This window comes from Acinetobacter sp. 24-47-62, assembly GCF_056779765.1.
Genome location: NZ_JBWYIN010000022.1, coordinates 1 through 23,668, shown reverse-complemented (window position 1 = coordinate 23,668; position 23,668 = coordinate 1). Strand labels below are relative to the sequence as shown.

Below are 23,668 nucleotides of genomic sequence, written 5' to 3'. Positions count from 1 at the left end.
TGTCGGCGCTTTTAGCAGGTATTCCTTATACAGTACCTGCAACCACAGTCAACCGTTTATGTGGTTCATCACTCGATACCGTAGCAATGGCTGCGCGTGCCATTAAAGCTGGTGAAGCTGATGTGATTGTGGCAGGTGGTGTTGAATCTATGTCACGTGCTCCATTTGTGATGGGTAAATCTGAGAGTGCATTTGGTCGTAGTCAAAAGATTGAAGACACCACCATGGGCTGGCGTTTTATCAACCCAAAGCTTAAAGAAATGTATGGTGTTGAAACCATGCCGCAAACGGCTGAAAACGTGGCTGAACAGTTCAATATTAGCCGCGCTGATCAAGACCAATTTGCTTTAACCAGCCAACTACGTACGGCAGCAGCTCAAGCACGTGGTTTCTTTGATCAAGAAATCGTACCTGTGACTATTCCACAGCGTAAAGGTGATGCGGTTGTGGTGGCAAAAGATGAACATCCTCGTGCATCAACCACTTTAGAGGCGTTAACCAAGTTAAAACCTGTGGTAAAAGCAGACGGTACAGTAACCGCAGGTAACGCATCAGGGATTAATGATGGTGCTGCTGCAATTTTGATTGCGTCTGATGCAGCTGTAGAAAAATATGGTTTAAAACCTCGTGCCAAAGTGATTGGTGCAACCACCGTTGGGGTTGAACCTCGCATTATGGGCTTTGGTCCTGCACCTGCGATTAAAAAGTTATTGGCTCAAACAGGTTTAACACTAGAGCAAATGGATGTGATTGAGCTGAACGAAGCGTTTGCAGCACAAGCATTGGCATGTACACGTGACCTAGGCTTAGCCGACGATGATGCGCGTGTAAACCCAAATGGTGGTGCAATTGCACTGGGTCATCCATTGGGTGCATCAGGTGCGCGTTTGGTGACGACTGCTCTCAACCAACTAGAGGCAACTGGTGGCAAATATGCATTGTGCTCTATGTGTATTGGTGTGGGTCAAGGTATCGCTTTAATTATTGAAAAAGTTTAACTTTTTCAGATAAATATTTTGCATTAATTAACTCGATATCCCAACTTGGAATCGTGTCTAAGCGAATGATTAAAAAATCTAAAAGTTTTCGAATTTTTGAAAGATTCTTTGAATTTGCTGGGAATACGGCACGTAAGCCATAATTTAACAAAGGGTAGTGACGTAATATTGTCGTGAGTTGATGCGTCATGAGATATTTGTGAGCAACGAGGGTTGGAAGACAAACAACACCTCCTTCACTTAAAGCAAAATCGCGCAATAAATGTACAGATGAAGAAAGTACTTGGATACTAATATCCATTTCTTGGAAATTGCTATCCTTTAAGTATTGGATTTTATTGCGTGTTGGATATCCAGAATAATATCCGATAGGAAGCTCTTTTAATTGTTCAGGTGTTTTAATGTGCTCAATCTTTTTTAAATAACCAGGAGCACAGCATAATACGCGGTTTACATTAAATAATTTACGTTCGATTAAACTTTCACCAGTCGGTGGAAACATTTGGAATACGATATCAAAACCTTCTGCGATTGGATCAATGATTCTATCATTCACAACAATATCTATATTTAGATCTGGATATTCACTTAAAAATGTGGATAAGAGATATCCAAAATGATCTATTGCAAAACCAGGTGCCATATGAATTCTTAAACGGCCTTGCATTTTTGATGTAGCATGTGCCATTTCATCGGCTAAAAGTTCAAACTGTTTAATAAGATCAGCACATTCACGATAATATTTTTCTCCAATATCTGAAAGACGTACAGAGCGCGTATTACGATGAAGAAGTGGTGCTTTAATAAAGTTTTCTAATTGTTGAATACGGTTACTAATGACCGAACGTGTCACACCAAGTTGTTCAGATGCTTTAATAAAGCTTCCACTTTCTGCTACACGAACGAATGCTTCCATGCATTGCAATTTATCCATATATAACTTTCCTTAAAGATTATTTATTGGAATGTGCTTTGAAACTCGGTTTTAGAAAATATAATATTAAAAATTAAACATTTAATATAAATCTTCATGGGTTGAATGTTTTAGTATAGCCTCTGAAACTAATTGAATAAAAGTCTCAGTTAAGTCATAAGCCATCCCTTGGTCTAATGCTATCATAATAAGTTAGGCTATTTTTTACTGCTGAGATTCTCGAGTGAAATGCAACAGAGATTAAATTATTGGAAGGAGGCAAGATGAATTAGCATTTTGCTTCCGACCGGCTTTGTTGCACAAAGATTTGAAAGGCAAAGCGCCCCTAATTGAGCCAAATTTAAGGCGTAACTTGGGTAAGTGGTCGACCCAATTCCGTAAATCTGTTGAGGACTGCTACTCGTGCATGAACCTCATTGACTTGGCTATCAAAGCTCCTTGCACTGAGTTTATCTCCTAATAATTTAATGCAGTGCATCTTAGTCTCAACCAAACTTCGCCAATGATAGCCTGACCATTTTCTCCATAGTGTCCTACTTAAACGTTTAACTGTTCGATGTAATTCATTTCGCTGTAGCGAGCTGCTCTTTGTATCTTTCCATGGTTTCGCATTTTTTCTAGGTGGAATCACCGCATGCGCTTGCCGATCTGCAATGGCCTGAAGGCATTGCTTGGTGTCATAAGCTCCATCGGTATAAACAGAGTCAATCTGCTCATCTTGTGGAATCTGATCAAGAAAAACACCTAGTACCTGTGAATCACTGATATTATTGGTTGTGAGCTGAATAGCTCGTATTTGAAGAGTTTCAGCATCTATAGCAATATGTAGCTTACGCCATTGGCGACGATATCCAGGTCCATGTTTCTTGCGTTTCCATTCGCCCTCACCTATAAACTTCAAGCCTGTAGAGTCCATGAGTAGATGCAGCCCATAGCTACTTTTTTGGTAGCTGATTGCAATATCAATATACTTTTGTCTTCTACAAAGCGTACTGTAATCTGGCGCTGTCCAATTTAATCCGCAAAGTTTATCAGACTTTGCACAAAGCCAGTGACCATACGTAAAGACAGACGAAATAAGGATTTAATCATTAAGCAGCATTGGATGGCTGCGTCGGAGTAGGTTTTATTTCGTCCTTGTTTGCCTTTTGATAGAGCATACCATTGCGTAGTAGGATCAAACCAAATGGCAATATTTCCGCGATTAATGAGTGCTCGGTTATATGCGGGCCAATTGGTTGTGCGGTAGATTTTGTGTGTAAGCTTCTTCATTTGAAAATTATATGGCTGAAGAAGCCCTTAAGAATAGCTTTGTGCAACAAAGCCGTTGAGCGATATATTGTTAAATGTCTTTATCTAAAAAATTAAATGTATACCCAACTATCAAAGATAAATGTTATCAATACAACTTAGAACTTTATTGTATTTAAAACGGATTCAAAAGAAATCAAAAGTTTTTATGAAATTTAACCACATACTGCACCTGTAATAGGCTGATTCCTATTTTCTAAGTGCGTGACTGAACTTGCAATACTGATTGAAAGTTGATCAATGGCTTTTTGCGAAACAGTGACTAAAGTATTTAAGTCTCTAGATTTTTGTGGAATTTCTTCATAAAAACTCATGCGACAACTGAGTTGATGATGTTTAGGTAATGTTTGAGCGTTTTTGGGTGTAGATAAGGGGAGATTGGGATCATCATATCGTAAAGTCCAAGTCGCATTCATAAGCATAAAGCGTTGCTGATTTGATTTTTCAATGAAATCAAAGTTAGAAAAATCTAAGGCAATTCGATAAGCTGCTTGTCCACCAGTCATACCACTATTATAACGATCCACTGCACCTAATGTTTGCTGTAAACGCGCAGAAACAGCATCTCTCAATTCAGCCGATAAAGTAGATGTCCAACGATCATCGAACAATACTTTAGCCTGCCCATTTTCTTGTTGAATCACCAATGGAATTCGGTTTAAACGATCAGATAATCCAACAGGAAGCACCTCAATCATCCTCACTTTTTGATTTGACGAAGATGATGTTAGCGTTTGAGTGCTCAATGAATAGAACTTAGGCGTAGGGGATGAAGAGCACCCACTGACGATGAGTGCAAACAAACCAACACTCAAGCTTGAAAGAACTTTTAGGTAGCAGCGTTGCTGAGTTTTCAATAATTTATTCTCTGTCATCTTTCTTCGGCTCCGCTGTTTTTCCACGAATCAGTGACTCAGGATTTTGTTCTATTTGATCTGCCATCAACTGTAATGAAGCTGCGGCACGGGTAATTTGTTGTAAAGCACGACGTAGATCTTGTTGTAATGGTGCATCACTTGCCAAGATGGTTTCAGAAGACTGAACTGTTTTACGAACATCATCCAAGGTGGCTTGTAAATTAGGAGCAACTTTGCCATCAAGTTGATCGACCAAACTTTTTGAAGATCGTATAGTTTTGTCTAAGTTTGCCAAGGTTTGACGAACGTCCTGACCAATTTCAACCAATGGAAATTTAGATACATTATCGGCGATTTGGGACACTTGTGCTTGAAGGCCTTTTAATTCTGTTGGAGTTGTTGGAACTTCAACTACACCATCATTTCGACGGATTGCAGTGGCATATTTAGCTTTAGGGAAAAGATCAAAGCTAATGTAGTTTTGACCTGTAAGTAAATTGCCAGTCCGCATTTGAGCTCGCCAACCACGCTCAACAAATTGTTTGAATACTGTACCTTGCGGGTCCAACTCATGACCTCCAGCAATACGTGAAGGATAAACTTCAGCATCAACACGCATTCGAATTTGCGAGTGATTATTGTAGAACTCAGTGTTGATTTTTTTCACAGTACCGACTTCGACACCCATGAAATCAATTGGAGCTCCTACTGATAAACCTCGCAATGACTCATTGAAATACATTACGATCCGTCTTGGATTAAGATCAGGCTCTTTAAGCGCAAGCTTTTCAGAGTCAAATAATTCAAATTTCATTTTATTCGGAGCAGGAGCTGCATCAGAATTTTCAGGATAACCAAATGCGATACCTCCCGAAATGATGCTTGCCAAAGATTGTGTGTTTAAACTAAAGCCCGAAGCATTCAAATTGACATCTACACCACTGGCTTGCCAGAAACGCGCATCTGTGGTGACAAATTTGTCATAAGGTGACTTAATGAAAGTTTGAAGTTCAACGCTTTTTCCATCATCAGCCAGTTGGTATGAGGTTACTTGTCCAACGTTGATTCTTCGATAATAAATAGGTGAGCCGAAATCGAGCGAACCTAAATCTTGTGCCTTTAAGAAAAAGATTTTTCCGGGAACATCGGAAGTAACGACGGGTGGAGTTTCTAGCCCTTTAAATGAAGTGGTTTTGACATCTGATTTACCGCCATCTACTTCAATATATGCGCCAGAAAGTAAAGTATCGATACCTGAAACCCCACTTGCACCAATACGTGGTCTCACTACCCAAAAACGTGAATCTTCCGTAGCAAAATTACTGGCATCTTTCCGAAGTTCAATTTTAGCAATGATATGAGACCGATCTTCCGAAAGGTCAATTTCGCGTACTAGACCCACATTGACTTGACGATAACGAACTGTAGTTTTGCCAGCTTCAATGCCTTCTGCAGTCCTAAAAGAAACCTCAATAACCGGACCAGTATTCAAATACGCCTTGAGAGCTAATGAAAATGCAATGAGTAATGCAACAATTGGAATAATCCAAATGAGAGAAGGTTTCCATTTGCTACGTTTCTTATCAGGTACACCGACCTGACTCAGAACTTGTTCATCATGAGGATGACCATTACTCGATTGGTTTTCTGACATAGTTATTGATCTTATTAAATCGTAATGTGGTTGTAGTTTGTACGCTTCATCATATGAATATCAAGCAAGAAGTGAAAGGGTTTTATGTAAATCTCAATGTTCTGTAGCGTCATTTTTTTTCATGCTGACTCAGAATTGAAACGTAATAGTTGTCCCAAATGATTCTAGGATCAAAACTCAATGAGGCTAACATGGTCAAAACCACAACTGCACCAAAAGCGACTGCACCTGTGCCTGCTAAAATAGTTGCCAATGATTGAATTTGGATTAGTGCTGCGAGCATGGCGACAACGAAAACATCAATCATTGACCAACGGCCAATAAACTCCACGACTCTATACATGATCGAGCAATGCTTCGGTGAGAGGTGAATTTTTTTTGAGGCTTGTAAATGTACAGCACTGAGCAGGAGAGCAAGGATGACCAATTTCAGTAGGGGAATAAATATACTGGCAATAAAAATAACGGACGAAACGAAATAGTCACCACTTTTCCAGAAATAGATGACTCCACTCATAATAGTGTCTTGTTGACGACCAAGAATAGATTCTGTAATCGTCATCGGTAAAACATTGGCTGGTATATAAAGAATACTCGCTGCAATTAAATAAGCTAGAGTTCGTTCTAAACTTCGCGTTTTACGGGTATGTAATGGGCTATCACAACGAGTACAGCGGGATTTTCGTGCTTGTTCGATGGCAGACAAAGATGTCATGCGGTTGAGTGTTCCACAGCAATGACAAAGTGTGAGTTCAAGATCAATTGCACGCGGTGCAAGCGTTTCTAAAAAGACAGATTTCTGCACAGTGTGTGGAGAATGCTTCATCTGATCAGGTTGATTCGTATGAGTTGAAGTGATGGTCATGAGATTTGATTTCCATCAATTGCGTTCCATAGATCTTTGATTTTGATTGATACCAAATAGACCAACAAGACACTTAAAATGGCAAATGCCCATAAGGCAATTCCAGGAATCACAACCACCATACCCACTAATTTCACTAAGGTGACCAAAACACCAATCAGAAAGACTTCAACCATTCCCCAAGCTCTCAATTGAAAAAGTGACCGTAATGCGAGTTTAAGTGATGCATACTGTTGGGTTGCAATAATATTTTTATTGAACATTGCCATCAAAAGAATATATCCCATCAGAAGTAAGTAGGCCAAAGGGACAACAAAAGTGGTCATCAGAATAAGAAAGCCTACAAAAGCACGATCAGCCTCGAACATTGCCCAAGCCGCACCCAATAATGTGGTTTCTGAATAAATGCCTTGGAGTTCAACTTTGACAATTGAAAAACTATTGGCAATCGCAAAGATAATTAACGCAGTACAGACTAAGGCCAGCAGTGTGTTAAATGTTGGAATTTTACGATAGAGCTCGGAACCGCAAGCCGAACAATAGGCACGTTCATTCTTATATAAATCGGATTTACGAAAGAGAGTATCGCACTCTTCACAAGCAACATAATTTTGATTGATTTGCACCATTCTTAAATCAGGGGCGCGTTTAGAATCCGATACAGTTTCTACATTCGTTTCAGACATCGTTGTCTCAACTTTTTCATCAATATTCTTGGTTTTTTATTTCTCCCTATAGTTTATATCGAGATTCAATAGGTTTGCCTATGATTATTTTGTTGAATCGAGATACATACCTTTTTGATTTGGCTTATCAGTGTGCAGTCATGTAACTCAACGAGGGTATAAAAGGGGTTGAAGTGCTCATTGATCAGCATTTGTGTAGTCAAAATGAGGGTGAGTTAAGTTTATATGATGAAATTAAATTAATATTAAATTCAATGATTCAGCGTGAAATTCAAGATACAGCGTGTGCTTCACATAAACTTCATATATCAAGAACTACACTTTATTTAAATCATAAAGATCGATTGCTTAGTTTGGGATGACTGTATGTTGAAAAGCCTCATGCAATGGCTGGATAGTTGGTCTGTAAGCGTGCCACATGATGCATTGACCTCTGAGAGTAAACAGATTCAATGGCTCAGAATAATTCCTTTTATCCTACTGCATCTTGCTTGTCTGGCAGTGTTTTGGGTCGGGTTTTCTTGGTTTGCTTTTGCATTTATGTTGTTTTTTTATTTTATTCGCATGTTCGCAATCACGGCTTTTTTTCATCGTTATTTGTCACACAAAACTTTTCAAACTTCGAGATGGCTGCAATTTATCTTTATTTTAATTGGCACAATGAGTGCGCAGCGTGGACCATTATGGTGGGCAGCACATCATCGATATCATCATCGTTATACAGATACTCCTCAAGACCCACATTCATCAACGCATGGATTTTGGTATAGCCATGTTGGTTGGTTTTTAAATGAATATAATTTTTCAACGCGTAAAAGTGTCATTAAAGATTGGCTGAAGTTTCCGGAGCTGATTTGGTTAGATCGTTTTAGTTTGATGATCGTCTTAATAACGGCTATCGGAATTTATGGTCTTGGGGAATGGATTGCCTTGATGTGGCCGCATTGGGGAACCAGTGGTTTACAGTTATTGGTATGGGGAGGCGCAATTTCTACTGTTCTGCTTATTCATGCCACATTGTGCATTAACTCACTGGCTCACCATTATGGAAGCCGAGATTTTGAGACGAATGATCATAGTCGCAACAACTTATTTTTATCTCTGATTACACTTGGTGAAGGCTGGCACAATAATCATCATTTTTATGCTGGAAGTACGCGCCAAGGGTTCTATTGGTGGCAGATCGATGTGACCTATTACATCTTAAAATTTATGTCATGGTTTGGCTTGGTTTGGGGAATGAAACCCATACCAGCTCGAGTCTATGAAGCAAGTAAAATTACGCGTTCGAAAATGGCCAAACGCCAACATTCTCAAGTTCAGTCAAAGGAATCAAGATGAAAATTGCAATTATTGGATCGGGTATTTCAGGACTTTATACAGCTTGGAAGTTGAGTAAGTTGCATGAGGTGACCGTATTTGAAAAGAATAATTATTTTGGGGGACATACTGATACTCATCAATTAAAGATCGATGGTGAGCAAGTTGCAGTGGATAGCGGATTCATTGTTTTTAATGAACACAACTATCCTTTATTTTGTGAGATGTTGAAGGAGCTTGGTGTGCAAGCTCAAAGCAGCGATATGGGGTTTTCAGTTAATAATCAGGTCACAGGACTGCAATATAACCCTTCCAAGAAATTCTCATTATTATTCAAACCACAGAACTTTTTAAAGACCCGTTTTAGAGCGATGCTGGCAGATCTATTCAGATTTTATGCAGCGAATAAAGATCTTGATGTAGATGAGACCGACCCGAATTACACTATTGAGCAATATCTCAACGAGCATGGATACTCGGATGCGTTTAGGCAAGAGCATCTCTATCCGATGTGCGGTGCATTATGGTCATGCCCAGTGGAGCAAGCAGGTCAGATTCCATATAAATTTGTAGTCAGTTTTTTTCAACATCATCGTATGTTGCAACTCAAAGATCGACCACAATGGTTAACCGTAAAAGGCGGGTCTTCTAAATATATCCGTGCAATTCAAACTCAAGCAAAGCATATTCAGTTTAAAAAAGTAGAAGTGAAGTCAGTTAAGCGCTCAGCAAATGACGTGAGTATTGAAACGGGGGAGGGAGTTGAACGGTTTGATTGGGTAGTATTTGCAAGTCATGCAGATGACACATTGAAGTTGCTCGCTGAACCAACGGTTAAAGAATCAGAAATATTAGAAAAATTTCAGTATCAAGACAATCATATGGTGTTGCATTCAGATACCAGCATTATGCCAAAATCAAGACGTCAGTGGGCGAGTTGGCATGTGCATGTCACACCGAATAGAGCGGGTCAAGTCACTCCATTTCAGCAAAGTAGTGTCCATTATGGATTTAGTTATTGGATGAATCAGCTACAAAATTTGAAATGTGAAACTCAGATTTTTGCGACATTAAATCCTAATTTTGATTTAGATCCAAACAAAGTCTGGGTTCAGCGTCACTATCGTCATCCTGTATTTAATGCGGAATCCATTGCAGCTCAGTCAAGATGGTCTGAAATAAACGGTTTAAATCGGACCTATTTTTGTGGTGCTTATTGGGGATGGGGCTTCCATGAAGATGGTGCAAGAAGTGCGTCATGGGTGGTTGAAGCCTTATTAAATTCATCGAATCAAGCCGCTTAGGAGTACTTATGCAGCTGTATCCACTTGCAATTGCAGTTGCTGACATTCGTCATCGCCGTTACTTGCCTAAGCCTTATGCTTTTCAGAGTCAGCTGACGTATTTGTGGTTTGATCCAGAACAGCTCAAACACTTCGCGCAAACTTCGATACTTTGGTCAACGAAAAAATGGAACTTTCTGAGCCTAGATTCTGATGACTTCTTGGCAAACTATCAAGGCACGATTCGAGAGAAGGTTCTGCATGTGTTGGAAGAGCATACTTTAGAAGAGCCGACGGAGCTCGCTGAAATTCGGGTGTTGGCTTTGCCGCGCACGCTTGGCTTCAGATTTAATTCGGTGGTTTTTTATTTTCTATTTAATGCCCAGCAAAAATTACAGTTCATTCTCAGTGAAATCACCAATACACCCTGGTTAGAAAGACAGGTATATGTTCACGATTGTCGCACCGGGGGGGAGCAGCATTCCGAATATACGAGCTTCCACTTCCAGTTTGACAAAGCTTTTCACGTGTCACCCTTCATGCCAATGGATCTGAAGTATCAATGGACGTTTAGTTTGGCTGAAAAACAAAATTATGTGCTTATGCAATTGTTTAAAGAGGAAAAATTACAATTCGATGCATCAATGCGTTTTGAGTTAACTCCCATCACACTTCCTTCACAACTTCATCGCTATGCTGTTTTTAAACTATTTGAGCCGATCAAGATGGTTGCAGGTATTTATTATCATGCCTTTAAGCTTTGGATAAATAGAGTTCCATTTTATCGGCATCCCAATAAAACGAAGGATAAGCTGTGATATGAAATCATTGTTAATGGGAGAGCAATCTTCACTACCGCTGGTATTACGTCATTTACTGAAATTAAAACACGGCCAAATTCATTTTAAAGGGATTTGGGAGGGTTCAGTCGGTGAGGTGAGTGATCTAGACGCAGTGATTGAGGTCCATGATGCAAAGTTGATGGATCTACTTTTTCGTCAGGGGGTTCTTGGTGCAGCTGAAGGTTTCATTCAAGGATATTGGACGACACCAGATTTAGTGAAGATTGTGCGAATTCTTGCGAGAAATCGCGATATTTTAGATCGCATGAACCAAAGTGCCTTAGCAAAGGCGAGTCAACTCTTGCTCAAAACTTGGTATGCATCGCGTAAAAACTCATTGGAAGGTAGTCGCAAAAATATTGCTGAGCATTATGATTTAAGTAATGACTTTTTTAAGTTATTTCTTGATCCGAGCATGATGTACTCCAGCGCGGTATTCAAAGATCAATCTATGACTTTGGAACAAGCATCCGATTATAAAAAAGAAATCATATGCCAAAAATTGAAACTTCAACCGATGGATCATTTGGTTGAAATAGGCAGTGGATGGGGTGGTTTTGCGATCTATGCTGCGCAAAACTATGGTTGTAAAGTGACCACTATTACCATTTCTCAAGCTCAATATGACGAAGCTAAAGCTAGAATTGACGCTGCGGGTCTGTCTCATCGTGTTGAGGTTAAATTAAAAGATTATCGTTTACTTGAAGGTAAATTCGATAAATTGGTTTCAATTGAAATGATTGAAGCCGTTGGTGCTCAATACCTATCGACATATTTTGAAAAGTGTAGACAGCTGTTAAAACCTAATGGTTTGGCGCTTATTCAAGCCATCACCATTGAAGATGCGCGATATGAAAAGGCATTGAGTACGGTCGATTACATCAAAAGATACATTTTCCCAGGTAGTTTTATTCCTTGTATCAGCGTGATGACCAACGTTGCATCAGAACAAAAATTACGTCTAAAGCATCTTGAAGATATTGGTTTAAGTTATGCACAAACGATTCACTGCTGGCGTGAACGTTTTCTACAACAGCGTGAGCAAGTTTTAGCACTGGGCTTTGATGAAAACTTTATTCGCATGTGGGATTTTTATTTATGTTATTGCGAAGGAGGTTTTCTCGAAGGCGTCATTAGTGATGTGCATTTATTGTTTGAAGCAAGTCCATACTAAATCAGTGAGAGGACATCTCGATGTTGCTCAATTTATTTGTGATGAATGTTTTCCTGATGCTTTGTGCATGGATTTGGGTGACATTTAATCATCGTGCAGGTTTGGTCGATGTCATTTGGAGCTTTGGAATAGCTTTAAATGTCCTCATCGCAGCAAATGTAATGAATGAAGCCCCTACATCTGTTCGCATTTTTCTAGCGATCGCGAGTGGTCTTTGGTTTCTCCGTTTAGCATGGCATTTATTCAGAAGATATATCCGAGAAGATTCTGAGGACACGCGTTATGCCAATATGCGCCGTGCGATGGGAGACTTTCAACATTTAGGTTTTCTTCTCTTTTTTCTATTTCAGGCTGGGTTGATCTCCTTATTCTCATATCCAATGATCAAATTGTTCAGTATACCTGCGATGCAGTGGAGTAACTCGACAGAACTGCTGCTGATTTCAGGATTAATCATGCTGGTTGCATTTATTGGTGAGGCACTCGCAGATCATCAGTTGTATCAATTTAAATTGAACCCGAATAATCGTGGCAAAACGATGGATCAAGGGTTATGGAAATATTCACGCCATCCGAATTACTTTTTTGAATGGATACATTGGTTTGCTTATCCAATCTTAGGTATAGCGGCGGGAACGCCTTGGTTGTGGATCTATCCGGTGTTGATGTGGCTCTTTTTGTACTACATCACGGGTATTCCATTTAGTGAACAGCAAGCGCTCAAAAATCGTGGTGCAAACTACAAGATGTACCAACAAAAAACATCAATGTTTCTTCCTTGGTCACCGAAAAAGTAGGTAATTACATGGATTCAATCGTTCAACAATCGTTAAAACTCATTGAAAGTGGCAAAGTTCCAGATCAAGTGATTCGTCTTGGTATCCAAGCACTTTGCAAAAAACGTCTTGAGCAAGAAGGTCGTTTTGACGCTGTATTCGCTTCACAGCGTTATATGGATGTATTAAGAGACTTGAAAAAAAGTGAAATCGCGATTGATACAGACAAGGCAAATGAACAACATTATGAATTGCCTACAGCATTCTTTCAGGCCGTGTTGGGCAAGCGTTTAAAATACAGTGCCAGTTTATTCCATGATGCTAAAACCAGTTTAGATCAAGCTGAGGAAAATGCCCTGCAGGTCTACTGTGAACGTGCGCAATTACAAGATGGTCAGGACATCTTAGAAATAGGCTGTGGTTGGGGATCACTCAGTTTGTATATGGCAGAGCATTATCCAAATGCCAACATTACGGTAGTATCAAACTCCAATACTCAACGTCTTCACATTCAACAACAAGCCAAAGAAAAGCAATTTAACAATTTGACAGTTATCACCTGTGATGTAAATCAACTCGAGTTGGAGCAAAACTCTTTTGATCGTGTTGTATCCGTTGAAATGTTTGAGCATGTTCGAAACTATCAGCGATTATTTGCCAATATTAGCCAATGGCTCAAAGCAGATGGTTTATTGTGGTGTCATATTTTCTGCCATCGATTTATTCACTATCCATTTGAAGTTAAAAATGATTATGACTGGATGTCTAAATATTTTTTTACAGGGGGGTTAATGCCTGCTGTTTCGACTTTCCTGCACTTTCAGGATCATTTACAGTTAGAAAACCAATGGCAATGGTCTGGACAACAGTATGAACATACAGCCAATGCATGGTTAAATAATATGGACCAAAAAAAGGACTTACTTAAACCACTATTTAAGCAAACTTATGGTCAAGATGCGGAAATCTGGTGGCAACGTTGGAGAATCTTTTTCATGGCTTGTGCAGAACTGTTTGGTTATGACAAAGGTCGTGAGTGGGTGATTGGCCATTATTTGTTTAAGAAGCGAGCTGTTTGAAGTTCAAACTAAGCTTAGCGATAAGGTGAAGAGGGTACATGTCCATGATGAGGCTATTTAGGGATAAACGCGATCATCCTTTGGGTGAGGTGTTTAACCGCTATTATTGGCTACAAATTGGTCTTATTGCCTTGTCTATTGTGATTGGGATTGGTTGCAGTGCTTGGGTCATTAAAGGAACATTGCTGACCACAGCGCTCGAACAGGAGATGGAGCATTACTGGCAGCGTATGGAGCGTAATCCAGAAGCTGCTTTACCCGACACTAAAAATTTATATGGATATCGTTGGTCCGATGACGAGTTAGCCCCCTCTGAATTTCGTAATTTAAAACTCCAATCGGGTGTACATCGACACTATATCGATGGTAAAGACCGGATGACGGTTTATGGGACACGCAATGGTGAACACGTTTTTTTAGTGTTTGGTGAAAGTAATGTTAATAAGCTTATTTGGCTGTTTGGTTTAGCGCCACTCATGGTCAGCTTATTTTTGCTATACAGTGTGCTGTGGTGGTGGAATCGCCGTGCACGCCGCTATTTTTCGCCCATCACACGCTTAGCCAATGCACTCGAACATATCGATTGGGAACATCAGAATAATCGAGCATCACCATTTAAAGAAATTAAAACAGATTCTAATTTGGAGGCTGAATATCTCAAGCAAGCACTTGAAAAATATCATCAAGTTTTAAGCGAATTCATTCAGCGTGAAAGAGAGTTTACTGGCGATGTTAGTCATGAACTTCGAACACCGCTCACAATATTGAAGGGAAATGTACAACTTTGTCAGGCCCGTTATGGTGATAACAAATCTTTTACTCGATTGCAAAACACAATCGAAGATATGCAGTTATTGGTCGATACACTTTTGGCGATTGCTCGAAATACCACAAGCAATTTACAAAGTGAAAAAACACGCTTATCAGAACTGCTTCAAGATGTTGTAAGTGACTTGAATAGTGTCAGTTTGGCAAAAGGAATGAGTATCGATTTAAACATCGAAGTTAATGAGGTCAAACGTCATTTATATCCATCGATGACAAAAATGGTGTTTAGCAATATTTTAAGAAATGCATTGAATTACTCTCAAGGTACAAGCATTAATGTCATTCTCGAAAAAAACAAAGTGTTGGTCGCAGATAATGGTATCGGGATTGATTTACCGAATAACTCTAAGGTGCAAGAACTAACGAATCAGCAGCTGCAACTCGATATCAAAGGTCATGGTATCGGGCTACAACTGGTTCAAAAATTATGTAAACAACTTGGCTGGAGAGTAGAGTTATTTGATCGTGAATACTATTTGATGACTCATCCAAAAGTTGACTTGTCACTCAGTTCAGGACTGATTGTGGTCGTTTACTTGAATGATCAGCCTCCAAAATAGTGTATTTGGAGGAATTTGATCTGAAGTGCGAATTCAGTAGTAACTAGTTTTTTCAGTAGTAACTAGTTTTATTCAACTGCGATCTTTAGACCTACCCCTGAAACGGTGTGTATTAATTTTTGTTCAAACGGCTTATCGACCATTTTTCTTAAATTATAGATATGGCTTCTGAGTGCATCGCTTTCTGGTTCTTCATCCCCCCATAACTCAAGCATGATCTCCTGTTTAGTGAGCACTTTAGGTGAGTTTCGCATAAGTAATTTTAAAAGTTTGAATTGAATAGGTGGCAGTTCGATCATTTGACCTGCACGAGTGATTTGCTGTAAAGCAGGGTCTAATGTGAGATCGTGAATTTTGATTTGGCTGTTAGATACTTCTCCTAATGAGCGTTTGATCAGTGCACGAACACGATAAACCAATTCATTAAAATCAAATGGTTTGACTAAATAATCATCTGTACCTGCTCGGAAACCTTTTAATTTATCATCCAAAGTATCACGAGCAGTCAGCATCAGTACCGGGAGGTCGAGTCCTTGTTCGTTGCGAAGCCATTCACACAGGTCATAACCTGTACCGTCAGGTAAATTAATATCTAACAGTAGAATATGATAAGGATGTTGTTTAAGCAGTTGACGTGCCACATCCAAATTACGCGCATGATCAACCACAAAATTATGCTCTTCTAAAAATTCACATAATGTTGAAGCAAGTTCGTAATGATCTTCGACCATTAAAATAAAATGTTTAGTCATGTCGACACGATTAGTCCAATAATTGCTTTTTTAAAGTATCACTAAATGGAGACGAACCCAGCCAAATTTTAAAATAATCATTGGCATTCATGTATTGAATTTTACCCAAAATTTTTTGATTTAGACTCAAAGTTAAAGTCTGGGTCGTATGGGTATAGCTTAGACTGTAAATATCACCAGATCGAACCGGTTGATACAATTGTGTGATCTGGTCAAGCTGTTTCAACGTATTGGCTTGTTTGACATTTCGTTTGAGAAAGTGCGTTGCAGCCTTTTTAAAAGCCCATTCTGGAATATGTTGAGTATAAGCAAAGTCCATGCGAATATCTTGATTCTTCCAAGTGCTTTGACAATTTTGAGCGAAATAAGTTGCTTTACCGACATTTTTTTGTCCGACTTTGAGGTCTCCTTGACCACACTCACGCACACTTTGTGCATGCGCGAGTGGTAATAAGAATAGACTCAAAGCAGAGAGGGTGATTATTGCGATTTTTTGAAAGGTAATAACCATGCGTATAACCCTCCAGCATATGGTAGTGAGCGAAATAAGCCATCAGCTGGGTCCCAAAAGTCTTGCTGGAACACAATTTTGTCTTGCTCATTGAGTTTTATTTCACTAATTCCATGTGATTCCATGCTTCGAGTCGTGCCGAAGATTTTAAAATCATATGCCATACGCCAATGCACATAGGCTGAGTCGTCAAAATGTGATGTGTTGAGCAATTTGACTGAAACATTACTGACACGGTTATTCATACCTTTGAAATGTTCGACTAGATTTTCACGCTTACTAAATTGTGAAAGTGTGTCATTGATATATAAACTGTCAGCATACAGATTGCTTGCTCGGTTAGTGAATTCAGGTGTACCTAAAGTATTGAATGCACTGGTAAAACGAACCCCTATATCTTGAGCTTTGGCAGGCGTCATGGTGATGCCTTGAACTGTCGATCGTGCTTGAGCATAATCATCAGAGTAACTTGGGATGCTTGCACAGCCTGATAAAAAGAGTAGAGGAAGGCTCAATGTCGCAGCCACAATTTTTTTGACGTGTTTCATGATCTCAATCCACTAATTTATTCTTATTTTTTAATCTACTGGCAATCTTGTGAAATGGATGTGAAATTAAAATATGAGCTGTGATCGATGAAAGGTATTTGTGTTAAAGGGAGTTCCGTTGAACTCCCTTTAACTTTGTTTTATTTAAATTTCCAAGTGTAATCAATGTTGACACGCATTTCGTCATCCGACTTAAATGCCATACCTACTGGTGGGATATCGTTACGGTAGCGACTATAACGTGTACGAATATTTAAACCTTCGAGTTTACCCGTTGGAACACGATAGCTGAGCTCGAAATCAAGAGCATCTTGTTCAAACGTCTGATTGTCGGTGTTACGAATTTCAATATCATCGCCTTTACTATAACGAGTCATAAACTTTAGACCTTTCAATGAAGTGTCTTTAAAGTCATAGTCATAGCGTGCGTGATAGACTTTTTCATTAATGTTGGTGAAATCAGCACTCATACTATCTAAGAACACTGCTGGCTCTGAACCCGCTAAGGTCGGAAGAGCTGTATCACCAAAAGACTGCATATAGCCCAAACTGAAAGTATGATTGTTACGGTTAAGCCCAAAAATACCGCTCAAATGTTGATTTTCAATATGTCCTGCACGAGCTTGACCTGAGTCTTCACTCACAAACAGGCGTACATCCCCTAATAAATGCCCAATACCTATATCATGTTTGCTTTTTGCACCAATGAAATTTTGGTGATAAACATCATGAAGGTTGGCATGAAAGAGTTGCGCACTAATTTGATCGTTAAATTTATATTCAGCACCAAGCATGTGTAAGCCAGATGATTCGGCAGCAGTCTTAAATCGATTATTAGGATTGCCAACTTTAATTTTTTCATAATCTGTTGAATCACGTTGATTCACACGATCCACATACAGGGCATGAATTTTCAAATTATCCACTTCATTGATTTGAAGATGTGTACCTCGATAATTTTGCTGGAATAAACGAGCTGGAGAAGAGAACAAAACAGGGAACATTGGTGCGAGTGTACCCCCATGTAAAGTCGATTTGCCCACTTTCGCTTTTGCCGTCCAGCGAATTTCTCCATACTGATCAGCTTTACCTGATGGACTGGTTGGCAGTAATCCCGAAGCTGCATAATCGTCGGCATCACTGCCTAAAAGATTAAAACCTGCCAGTGCCATAATGTCTAAACCTAGTCCTACGGTACCTGGTGTATAGCCTGAATTAGCTTTAAAGATAAAACCTTGAGCCCAGTCTTTCTGATCTTTACCTGATGCATCTTGTGTATATGCGCGATCAAAATAAAAATTGCGAGCTGTTAGATTGACTGATGAATCATCTATAAATGAATTTGCTTGCGTTGTTGATAGAAAACCAGACGCAATTACCCCTAAAAAGATTGCAGAAAATCTCATTATTGTCCCTATATGAAAAGAGGAGCTAGACGTCTTGTCTAGCTCTAAAGTATTTAAAAAATGATTATGCAGATGTTGGTTGTTGGAAATGCAATTGTGCAGTTTCTTTATTTTTGAGTTTTGAAATGCTTAATACCATGATAATGGCTGCAACGAATGCCAACGCATAATAGCCGTAAAGTACAAGTGATGAGATACCACTGTCGAGGAAAGCACCTGCAACTAGTGGAGACAAAATACCGCCTACACGACCAAAACCAATCGCATAACCAACACCAGTCGCACGAACATCAGCATCATAGATTGCAGGAGACATCGCATATAGACCTGCGACACATCCGTTTGACATCATGCCAAGGAATAAAGCGAGAATGAATGCGATCATGAGTGAACCAGTACTGTTCACAAATAACCAGATCAAGATTGCAGTTAAGGCAAGGAAAGCCGCTTGAACATAGTAAATACGGATACGTGAACTAATCAGACCTAACAGCGCAGCACCAAACATACCGCCAGCACTAATCAGGACACCTGCTGTTACACCTTGTTCAGTGGTCATCCCATTTGCAGATAAGATTTTTGGTGTCCAACTCATGACGAAGTAGAAACCAAACATAACGAAGAAGAAGCTAAACCAGATACAAATCGTTTGAAGTGCCAATTTAGGGCTGAACAAACGTGCCAAACCACTCTTTGCTTGTTCGCTGGTCATAGTGACCGTAGGAAGTTGCTGTAATGGGGTAATATTGATTTTCTTTGCTAAAACATTAATACGTTCTAGAGCATTTTTTGGCTGTTTAACCAAAAGGTAATCAAGTGATTCTGGTAAGGTGAAATAAGACACGACCAACATGAATAAAGTCGCTAAACCACCTGTTAAGAAGACTGCACGCCATCCGAAATTGCTGATAAGCGCAATTGCAATAATCCCACCAACGGTTGCACCAATCGCGTAACCTGTACATTGTAAGCTGACTGCGAGACTTCTCCAACGCAGAGATGCGTACTCACTTGCAATAACATTACTACTTGCGAGAATACCGCCGATGCCTAAACCAGTCACAAAACGCATCATGCCAAGTTGCATTGCAGTCTGAGCAAATGATGCTGCAACCATACTTACTCCAGAGATAAGTAGGCAAAGTAAGATGAGTGGGCGGCGACCGATTTTGTCAGCCCAAGGTGCAAGAAATAGTGAGCCAGCACCCATACCAAATAAGCCAGCACTCAATAGTGCACCAAGTTCAGCGCCAGTCAGTCCCCACTCGGCAGAAACAGATGCAGCAGTAAAGGCCATGACAAGAACGTCAAAGCCATCAATAACATTTAATAAAATACAGATACCGATAACAAACCACTGAAACCCATTCATGGTCTTGTTATTCATTTCCTCACGCGGGTTCTGAACCATTTACTTTCTCCATGGAATAAGACCTCATTGAAAAGCACTACGTGTGGCATGTGATTACATGTCATAAACGTAGGCAGACTTCAGAAGTCATCCTAGTAATGTTTAAGGTGTTCATCGCAGTCAGAACCCGTCCATATTCTGGTATTGATGAAATAATCAACACGTCTGCAATGTGCATGAATTTAGCATTATTGGATCCAAATTCAAGCAAAAAAATATTAACTTAGATATATTTTAGATTAAATGGATCCATATTTGCGAAGAAGTACTTGAAAAATATACTAAAGTACTAGGGATTAAAAAAATGAACGCCTCAGTTAAAGAAAGGAAAAAAATCTTAAAAGTTCATTCGAATCTTCCGAATTTTATAAAATAGCGCGCAAATCATGAGCTACTTGTTTAAGCTGGGGCAAAATATTTTGGATTAAATATGTTTCTGTAATTCTGTGGCTGGATCCGATACAGTTGAGTGCGGCTACAGTATTACCTTGCATGTTGAGAATAGGGACAGCTAAAGCAATAATTCCCAATTCATGTTCTTCTGTAGAAATGCAATAGTCTTGTTTTTGAACAGTTGCAATAGTGTTTATAAACTTTTGATGATCTATGATGGTAAAAGGCGTTAATCTCTTGAGTGGATATTGTGCAAGCCATTGATTAAGTTCATCATGGCTCAATCTTGAGAGTAGTATTTTACCTGTTGAGGTGGCGTAGGCTGGAAGGCGATTACCTAAATGAATACCCAACGGACTCATTTTAGATGATTCGTTCTGTTGAGGAACACTTTTCGCAACAGGTACGACTTCATGTTCATCGAGTACCGTGACTGAATAGCTCAGTGCAGTTTTGATACTGAGTAAATTCAGCATAGGTTGAGCGACTTTTGGTAAATATGCAGAGCTTAGATAAGCACTTGAAAAGCGTAAAACTTTGTAGGTGAGCCAATAAAAATGTTCATCTGTGTCTAAATAACCTAAAAACTTTAAAGTTCTTAAATATCGTCGTGCTGCGCTGCGACTCAATCCTGTACGTTCAGCAATTTGGGTGACATTTAATTTTTGACGTTCAACACCAAAGCACTCTAATAGATTCAAACCTTTAGCAAGGCCTGAAATATAATCATCATATTGAATTACTTCTTTATTTTTAGCATTTGAAATCAATTCATTGCGCATGATATTGCTCTGATTTACACCCTTGAATTCTGATATCTTGTCCGATGATCGGTCATTTGTCACTAAATTCGGTCGTATTTAGGGCTAAAGTCTAGTACCTCAGTTGGAATTTCATTAGGTTTTACAAAAGGAAAAAAATTGAGGGTGTTTGCAATATGGAAATTTTAAAAACCAAAGTCGCGATTATTGGTTCAGGTCCAGCAGGTTTATTACTCGGTCAACTGCTATATAAAGCGGGTATTGATCATATTTTAATTGAACAGCGTAGTGTTGAATATGTTGCCAGTCGTATCCGTGCTGGGATTTTAGAGCAAGTTTCAGTAGATTTATTGACTGAAGCTGGTGTAGATCAGCAACTGCGTGAAAAAGGGTTACCTCATCAGGGTATTGAAATTCTAACCAATGGTGAAAAGCACCGTGTTGATTTAACGCAGTTGACGGGTGGTAAACAAGTTACGGTATATGGCCAAACTGAAGTCACCAAAGATTTAATGCAGGCTCGCACAGCAGCTCAACTCACTTCATACTACGAATCAGCTAACGTTCAAGTACATGATTTCTACGGTCAACCAAGTGTTACTTTTGAGCATAATGGTCAGCAAGTTAAAGTTGAATGTGATTTTATCGCTGGTTGTGATGGTTACCATGGCGTGTGCCGTGCCAGTGTGCCAGAAGACAAAATTAAAACTTTTGAGAAAGTCTATCCATTTGGCTGGTTGGGGGTATTGGCAGATGTACCTCCTGTTGCGGATGAACTAATTTATGTGCAATCTGATCGTGGATTTGCATTATGCAGTATGCGTTCTAACACGAGAAGTCGCTATTATCTACAAGTACCGTTAACGGATAAAGTTGAAAATTGGTCAGATGAGCAATTTTGGGAAGAGTTAAAAAATCGTCTAGATCCTGAAAGCCGTGAAAAGCTTGTGACTGGTCCATCAATTGAGAAGAGTATTGCGCCATTACGTAGTTTTGTCACTGAACCAATGCGTTTTGGTAAAATGTTCTTGGCGGGTGATGCTGCTCATATTGTACCGCCAACAGGAGCTAAAGGTTTAAACCTCGCTGCATCTGATATTGCGTATCTTTCTCAAGCTCTCATTGAATATTATCAAACGGGTTCTGAGCAGGGGATTGAGCAGTATTCTGAAAATTGCTTAAAACGTGTATGGAAAGCAGAGCGTTTCTCTTGGTGGATGACTCATTTATTACATCGTTTTGAGACAGAAACCGAATTCGAGCATAAAATCAAACAAGCTGAATTAAGTTATATTCTTGGTTCAGAAGCAGGGCAAACTACGCTTGCTGAAAACTATGTTGGACTACCACTCCAAAAAGCGAGTTAATCCTCTACGTTAAGCTTAATCCATTGGCTATTTTTTAGCGCACACCAAATTGCTCCACAATTTGGTGTGTTTTTTTATTAAACAAATTGTCTAAATTCAATCGAGGTTTGCTGTAATAAGGGCAGAATATACTGAATTAAATATTCCTTACTGGTTTTACCTGTCGGTGACACAATGTTCAATGCTGCGACAACATCAGCACGATGATTGTGAATAGGTACAGCCAAAGCATGTACGCCTAACTCATGTTCTTCAGCTGAGTAACAATATTCATCAGCTCTAACTTCTGCTAATAATTTTATAAATTTCTCATTATCGGTATACGTATATTTGGTGAGTGCTTTGAGTGGATATTTTTCCAACCATTCTTGTTGTGCTTCCTTGGATAAATAACTTAATAAAATTTTCCCTGCAGATGTCGCATGAGCGGGTAGTCGGTTACCTAAATGTAATCCATAAGGATTAACACGATCAGTCTGTTGATGCGCTGCACTACGTGCAATCGTAATAGCTTCGTAGCCATCTAATACCATCACGGAATAAATGAGAGAGGTTTGCTGAGTAAGTAAATTCAACAATGGCTGAGCAATTTTAGGCAGCTGTGCACCACTTAAATATGCACCTGAAAATTTTAAAACTTTAGGTGTTAAATAATAGTAATGACCATCAAACTCTAAATAACCTAAATATTCTAAAGTCATTAAATGTCGCCTTGCAGCGGCTCGAGTCAACCCTGTTTTTTCTGCAGCCATGGTCACATTTAAACGGTGACGGTCATTTGCAAAACAATCCAAGATAGCAAGTCCTTTGCTGATACCTGCAATAAAGTCTTCATGACGAATCCACTTTTTATTATCTGGATTTTGAAGTTGTCTGTTCCTTGAGTCTGATTCTGTAGACACAGCATTTTCCTTGCTATTTTAAAAATTGAATTATTGATGCTGATTTAGAATCTTGAGCAATATACTCAAGATATTGTTCGATCATCGAACAAAAAATCTGTAAATCGTACAAAAACCTTTTTTCAAGGTAGCTCAAGCTTTGTAATTTATCAAGAATGGAATGACGGAATCCAAGCGATTTAGTTGCATATTTCAATCTCCGTCCAGATTGAAATTGCGCTAATCGTGGATTCCTCAAATATTAAAATATGTTGTACAGAGGGAGTTGTTGGATGATCGATAAATCGTCACAGTCTTTAGTTGAAGCTTTATCCCAAATTAAAGACGGTTCAACCATTATGATTGGTGGGTTTGGTACCGCAGGTCAGCCTGCTGAACTCATCGATGGCTTAATTGAACTCGGTATTAAAGACTTAGTGATCGTCAACAACAACGCAGGTAATGGTGATT

At 39.3% G+C, this 23,668-nt stretch carries 22 protein-coding genes and 1 pseudogene; 10 read left to right on the top strand and 13 right to left on the bottom strand.

Translation table 11 applies throughout. The features are described 5' to 3' along the window. On the top strand, positions 1 to 998 hold a 998-nt coding region (gene pcaF / locus AC1M87_RS14400), incomplete at its 5' end, for a 3-oxoadipyl-CoA thiolase (protein WP_481594076.1). On the opposite strand, the gene AC1M87_RS14395 is transcribed toward pcaF, so the two are convergent. The 6 genes and pseudogenes from AC1M87_RS14395 to AC1M87_RS14370 all read right to left on the bottom strand — a co-directional run bounded on the left by AC1M87_RS14395 (position 982) and on the right by AC1M87_RS14370 (position 7,248). Further along, positions 982 to 1,932, bottom strand: a complete 951-nt coding sequence (locus tag AC1M87_RS14395; protein ID WP_481594075.1) for a LysR family transcriptional regulator — start codon at positions 1,930 to 1,932, stop codon at positions 982 to 984. The two genes, pcaF and AC1M87_RS14395, sit on opposite strands and share 17 nt — an antisense overlap. Positions 1,933 to 2,272: 340 nt before the next feature. After that, positions 2,273 to 3,204, bottom strand: a pseudogene (locus tag AC1M87_RS14390) (IS5 family transposase). A gap of 194 nt (positions 3,205 to 3,398) precedes the next feature. Then, entirely contained in the window at positions 3,399 to 4,118 is a 720-nt protein-coding gene (locus tag AC1M87_RS14385) for a PqiC family protein (protein ID WP_481594074.1), read from the bottom strand. Continuing rightward, positions 4,105 to 5,754: a PqiB family protein gene (locus tag AC1M87_RS14380; protein WP_481589476.1), complete on the bottom strand. Its 1,650-nt coding sequence runs from the start codon at positions 5,752 to 5,754 to the stop codon at positions 4,105 to 4,107. The genes AC1M87_RS14385 and AC1M87_RS14380 overlap by 14 nt, the downstream gene beginning before the upstream one ends. 109 nt (positions 5,755 to 5,863) lie before the next feature. Continuing rightward, positions 5,864 to 6,580: a paraquat-inducible protein A gene (locus tag AC1M87_RS14375; RefSeq protein ID WP_481594079.1), complete on the bottom strand. Its 717-nt coding sequence runs from the start codon at positions 6,578 to 6,580 to the stop codon at positions 5,864 to 5,866. Positions 6,581 to 6,615: 35 nt separating this feature from the next. Beyond that, positions 6,616 to 7,248, bottom strand: a complete 633-nt coding sequence (locus AC1M87_RS14370; RefSeq protein ID WP_481594078.1) for a paraquat-inducible protein A — start codon at positions 7,246 to 7,248, stop codon at positions 6,616 to 6,618. A 423-nt stretch (positions 7,249 to 7,671) separates the two neighbouring features. Between AC1M87_RS14370 and AC1M87_RS14365 the strand changes: the two genes are divergently transcribed. From AC1M87_RS14365 to AC1M87_RS14335, 7 genes are read left to right on the top strand one after another with little or no spacing between them, the layout of a single operon-like run. Further along, on the top strand, positions 7,672 to 8,646 hold the full coding sequence (locus AC1M87_RS14365; protein ID WP_481594073.1) for an acyl-CoA desaturase: 975 nt from the start codon (positions 7,672 to 7,674) through the stop codon (positions 8,644 to 8,646). Beyond that, on the top strand, positions 8,643 to 9,929 hold the full coding sequence (locus tag AC1M87_RS14360; protein ID WP_481594072.1) for an NAD(P)/FAD-dependent oxidoreductase: 1,287 nt from the start codon (positions 8,643 to 8,645) through the stop codon (positions 9,927 to 9,929). The genes AC1M87_RS14365 and AC1M87_RS14360 overlap by 4 nt, the downstream gene beginning before the upstream one ends. 8 nt (positions 9,930 to 9,937) lie before the next feature. Then, positions 9,938 to 10,726, top strand: coding sequence for a DUF1365 domain-containing protein (locus AC1M87_RS14355; protein WP_481594071.1), 789 nt, complete (start codon positions 9,938 to 9,940; stop codon positions 10,724 to 10,726). A 1-nt stretch (position 10,727) separates the two neighbouring features. Next, complete coding sequence (locus AC1M87_RS14350; protein ID WP_035269391.1) at positions 10,728 to 11,924, top strand: SAM-dependent methyltransferase; 1,197 nt, start codon at positions 10,728 to 10,730, stop codon at positions 11,922 to 11,924. Positions 11,925 to 11,944: 20 nt separating this feature from the next. Further along, the gene (locus AC1M87_RS14345; protein ID WP_481594070.1) at positions 11,945 to 12,721 is read left to right on the top strand and encodes a DUF1295 domain-containing protein; all 777 of its coding nucleotides are present in this window, start codon (positions 11,945 to 11,947) and stop codon (positions 12,719 to 12,721) included. 8 nt (positions 12,722 to 12,729) lie between these two features. Further along, positions 12,730 to 13,779 (top strand): SAM-dependent methyltransferase, encoded by a 1,050-nt coding sequence (locus tag AC1M87_RS14340; RefSeq protein WP_035269406.1) that lies wholly within the window; start codon positions 12,730 to 12,732, stop codon positions 13,777 to 13,779. A gap of 44 nt (positions 13,780 to 13,823) precedes the next feature. Beyond that, positions 13,824 to 15,167, top strand: a complete 1,344-nt coding sequence (locus AC1M87_RS14335) for a sensor histidine kinase (RefSeq protein WP_035269429.1) — start codon at positions 13,824 to 13,826, stop codon at positions 15,165 to 15,167. A gap of 68 nt (positions 15,168 to 15,235) precedes the next feature. On the opposite strand, the gene AC1M87_RS14330 is transcribed toward AC1M87_RS14335, so the two are convergent. The 6 genes from AC1M87_RS14330 to AC1M87_RS14305 form a co-directional block, all read right to left on the bottom strand. Beyond that, positions 15,236 to 15,919 (bottom strand): response regulator transcription factor, encoded by a 684-nt coding sequence (locus AC1M87_RS14330; protein WP_092768268.1) that lies wholly within the window; start codon positions 15,917 to 15,919, stop codon positions 15,236 to 15,238. A 10-nt stretch (positions 15,920 to 15,929) separates the two neighbouring features. After that, positions 15,930 to 16,430 (bottom strand): chalcone isomerase family protein, encoded by a 501-nt coding sequence (locus tag AC1M87_RS14325; RefSeq protein WP_481594069.1) that lies wholly within the window; start codon positions 16,428 to 16,430, stop codon positions 15,930 to 15,932. Beyond that, on the bottom strand, positions 16,400 to 16,978 hold the full coding sequence (locus AC1M87_RS14320) for a nuclear transport factor 2 family protein (protein ID WP_171260728.1): 579 nt from the start codon (positions 16,976 to 16,978) through the stop codon (positions 16,400 to 16,402). The genes AC1M87_RS14325 and AC1M87_RS14320 overlap by 31 nt, the downstream gene beginning before the upstream one ends. Before the next feature lie 140 nt (positions 16,979 to 17,118). Next, complete coding sequence (locus AC1M87_RS14315) at positions 17,119 to 18,384, bottom strand: OprD family outer membrane porin (RefSeq protein WP_481594068.1); 1,266 nt, start codon at positions 18,382 to 18,384, stop codon at positions 17,119 to 17,121. A 64-nt stretch (positions 18,385 to 18,448) separates the two neighbouring features. Then, positions 18,449 to 19,795, bottom strand: a complete 1,347-nt coding sequence (locus AC1M87_RS14310; protein WP_481594067.1) for an MFS transporter — start codon at positions 19,793 to 19,795, stop codon at positions 18,449 to 18,451. A 365-nt stretch (positions 19,796 to 20,160) separates the two neighbouring features. Further along, positions 20,161 to 20,970, bottom strand: a complete 810-nt coding sequence (locus AC1M87_RS14305) for an IclR family transcriptional regulator domain-containing protein (RefSeq protein ID WP_481594066.1) — start codon at positions 20,968 to 20,970, stop codon at positions 20,161 to 20,163. Positions 20,971 to 21,125: 155 nt separating this feature from the next. Here AC1M87_RS14305 and pobA point away from each other — a divergent pair, with 155 nt between their 5' ends. Next, positions 21,126 to 22,316: a 4-hydroxybenzoate 3-monooxygenase gene (pobA, locus tag AC1M87_RS14300; RefSeq protein ID WP_481594065.1), complete on the top strand. Its 1,191-nt coding sequence runs from the start codon at positions 21,126 to 21,128 to the stop codon at positions 22,314 to 22,316. A gap of 77 nt (positions 22,317 to 22,393) precedes the next feature. On the opposite strand, the gene pcaU is transcribed toward pobA, so the two are convergent. Then, a complete protein-coding gene (pcaU, locus tag AC1M87_RS14295) occupies positions 22,394 to 23,218 on the bottom strand; it encodes an IclR family transcriptional regulator PcaU (RefSeq protein ID WP_481587829.1) in 825 nt (274 codons plus the stop codon). Positions 23,219 to 23,490: 272 nt separating this feature from the next. On the opposite strand from pcaU, the gene AC1M87_RS14290 reads away from it, so the two are divergent. Next, positions 23,491 to 23,668 (top strand): CoA-transferase (locus AC1M87_RS14290; protein ID WP_481594077.1); only part of this gene is annotated, 178 nt, incomplete at its 3' end.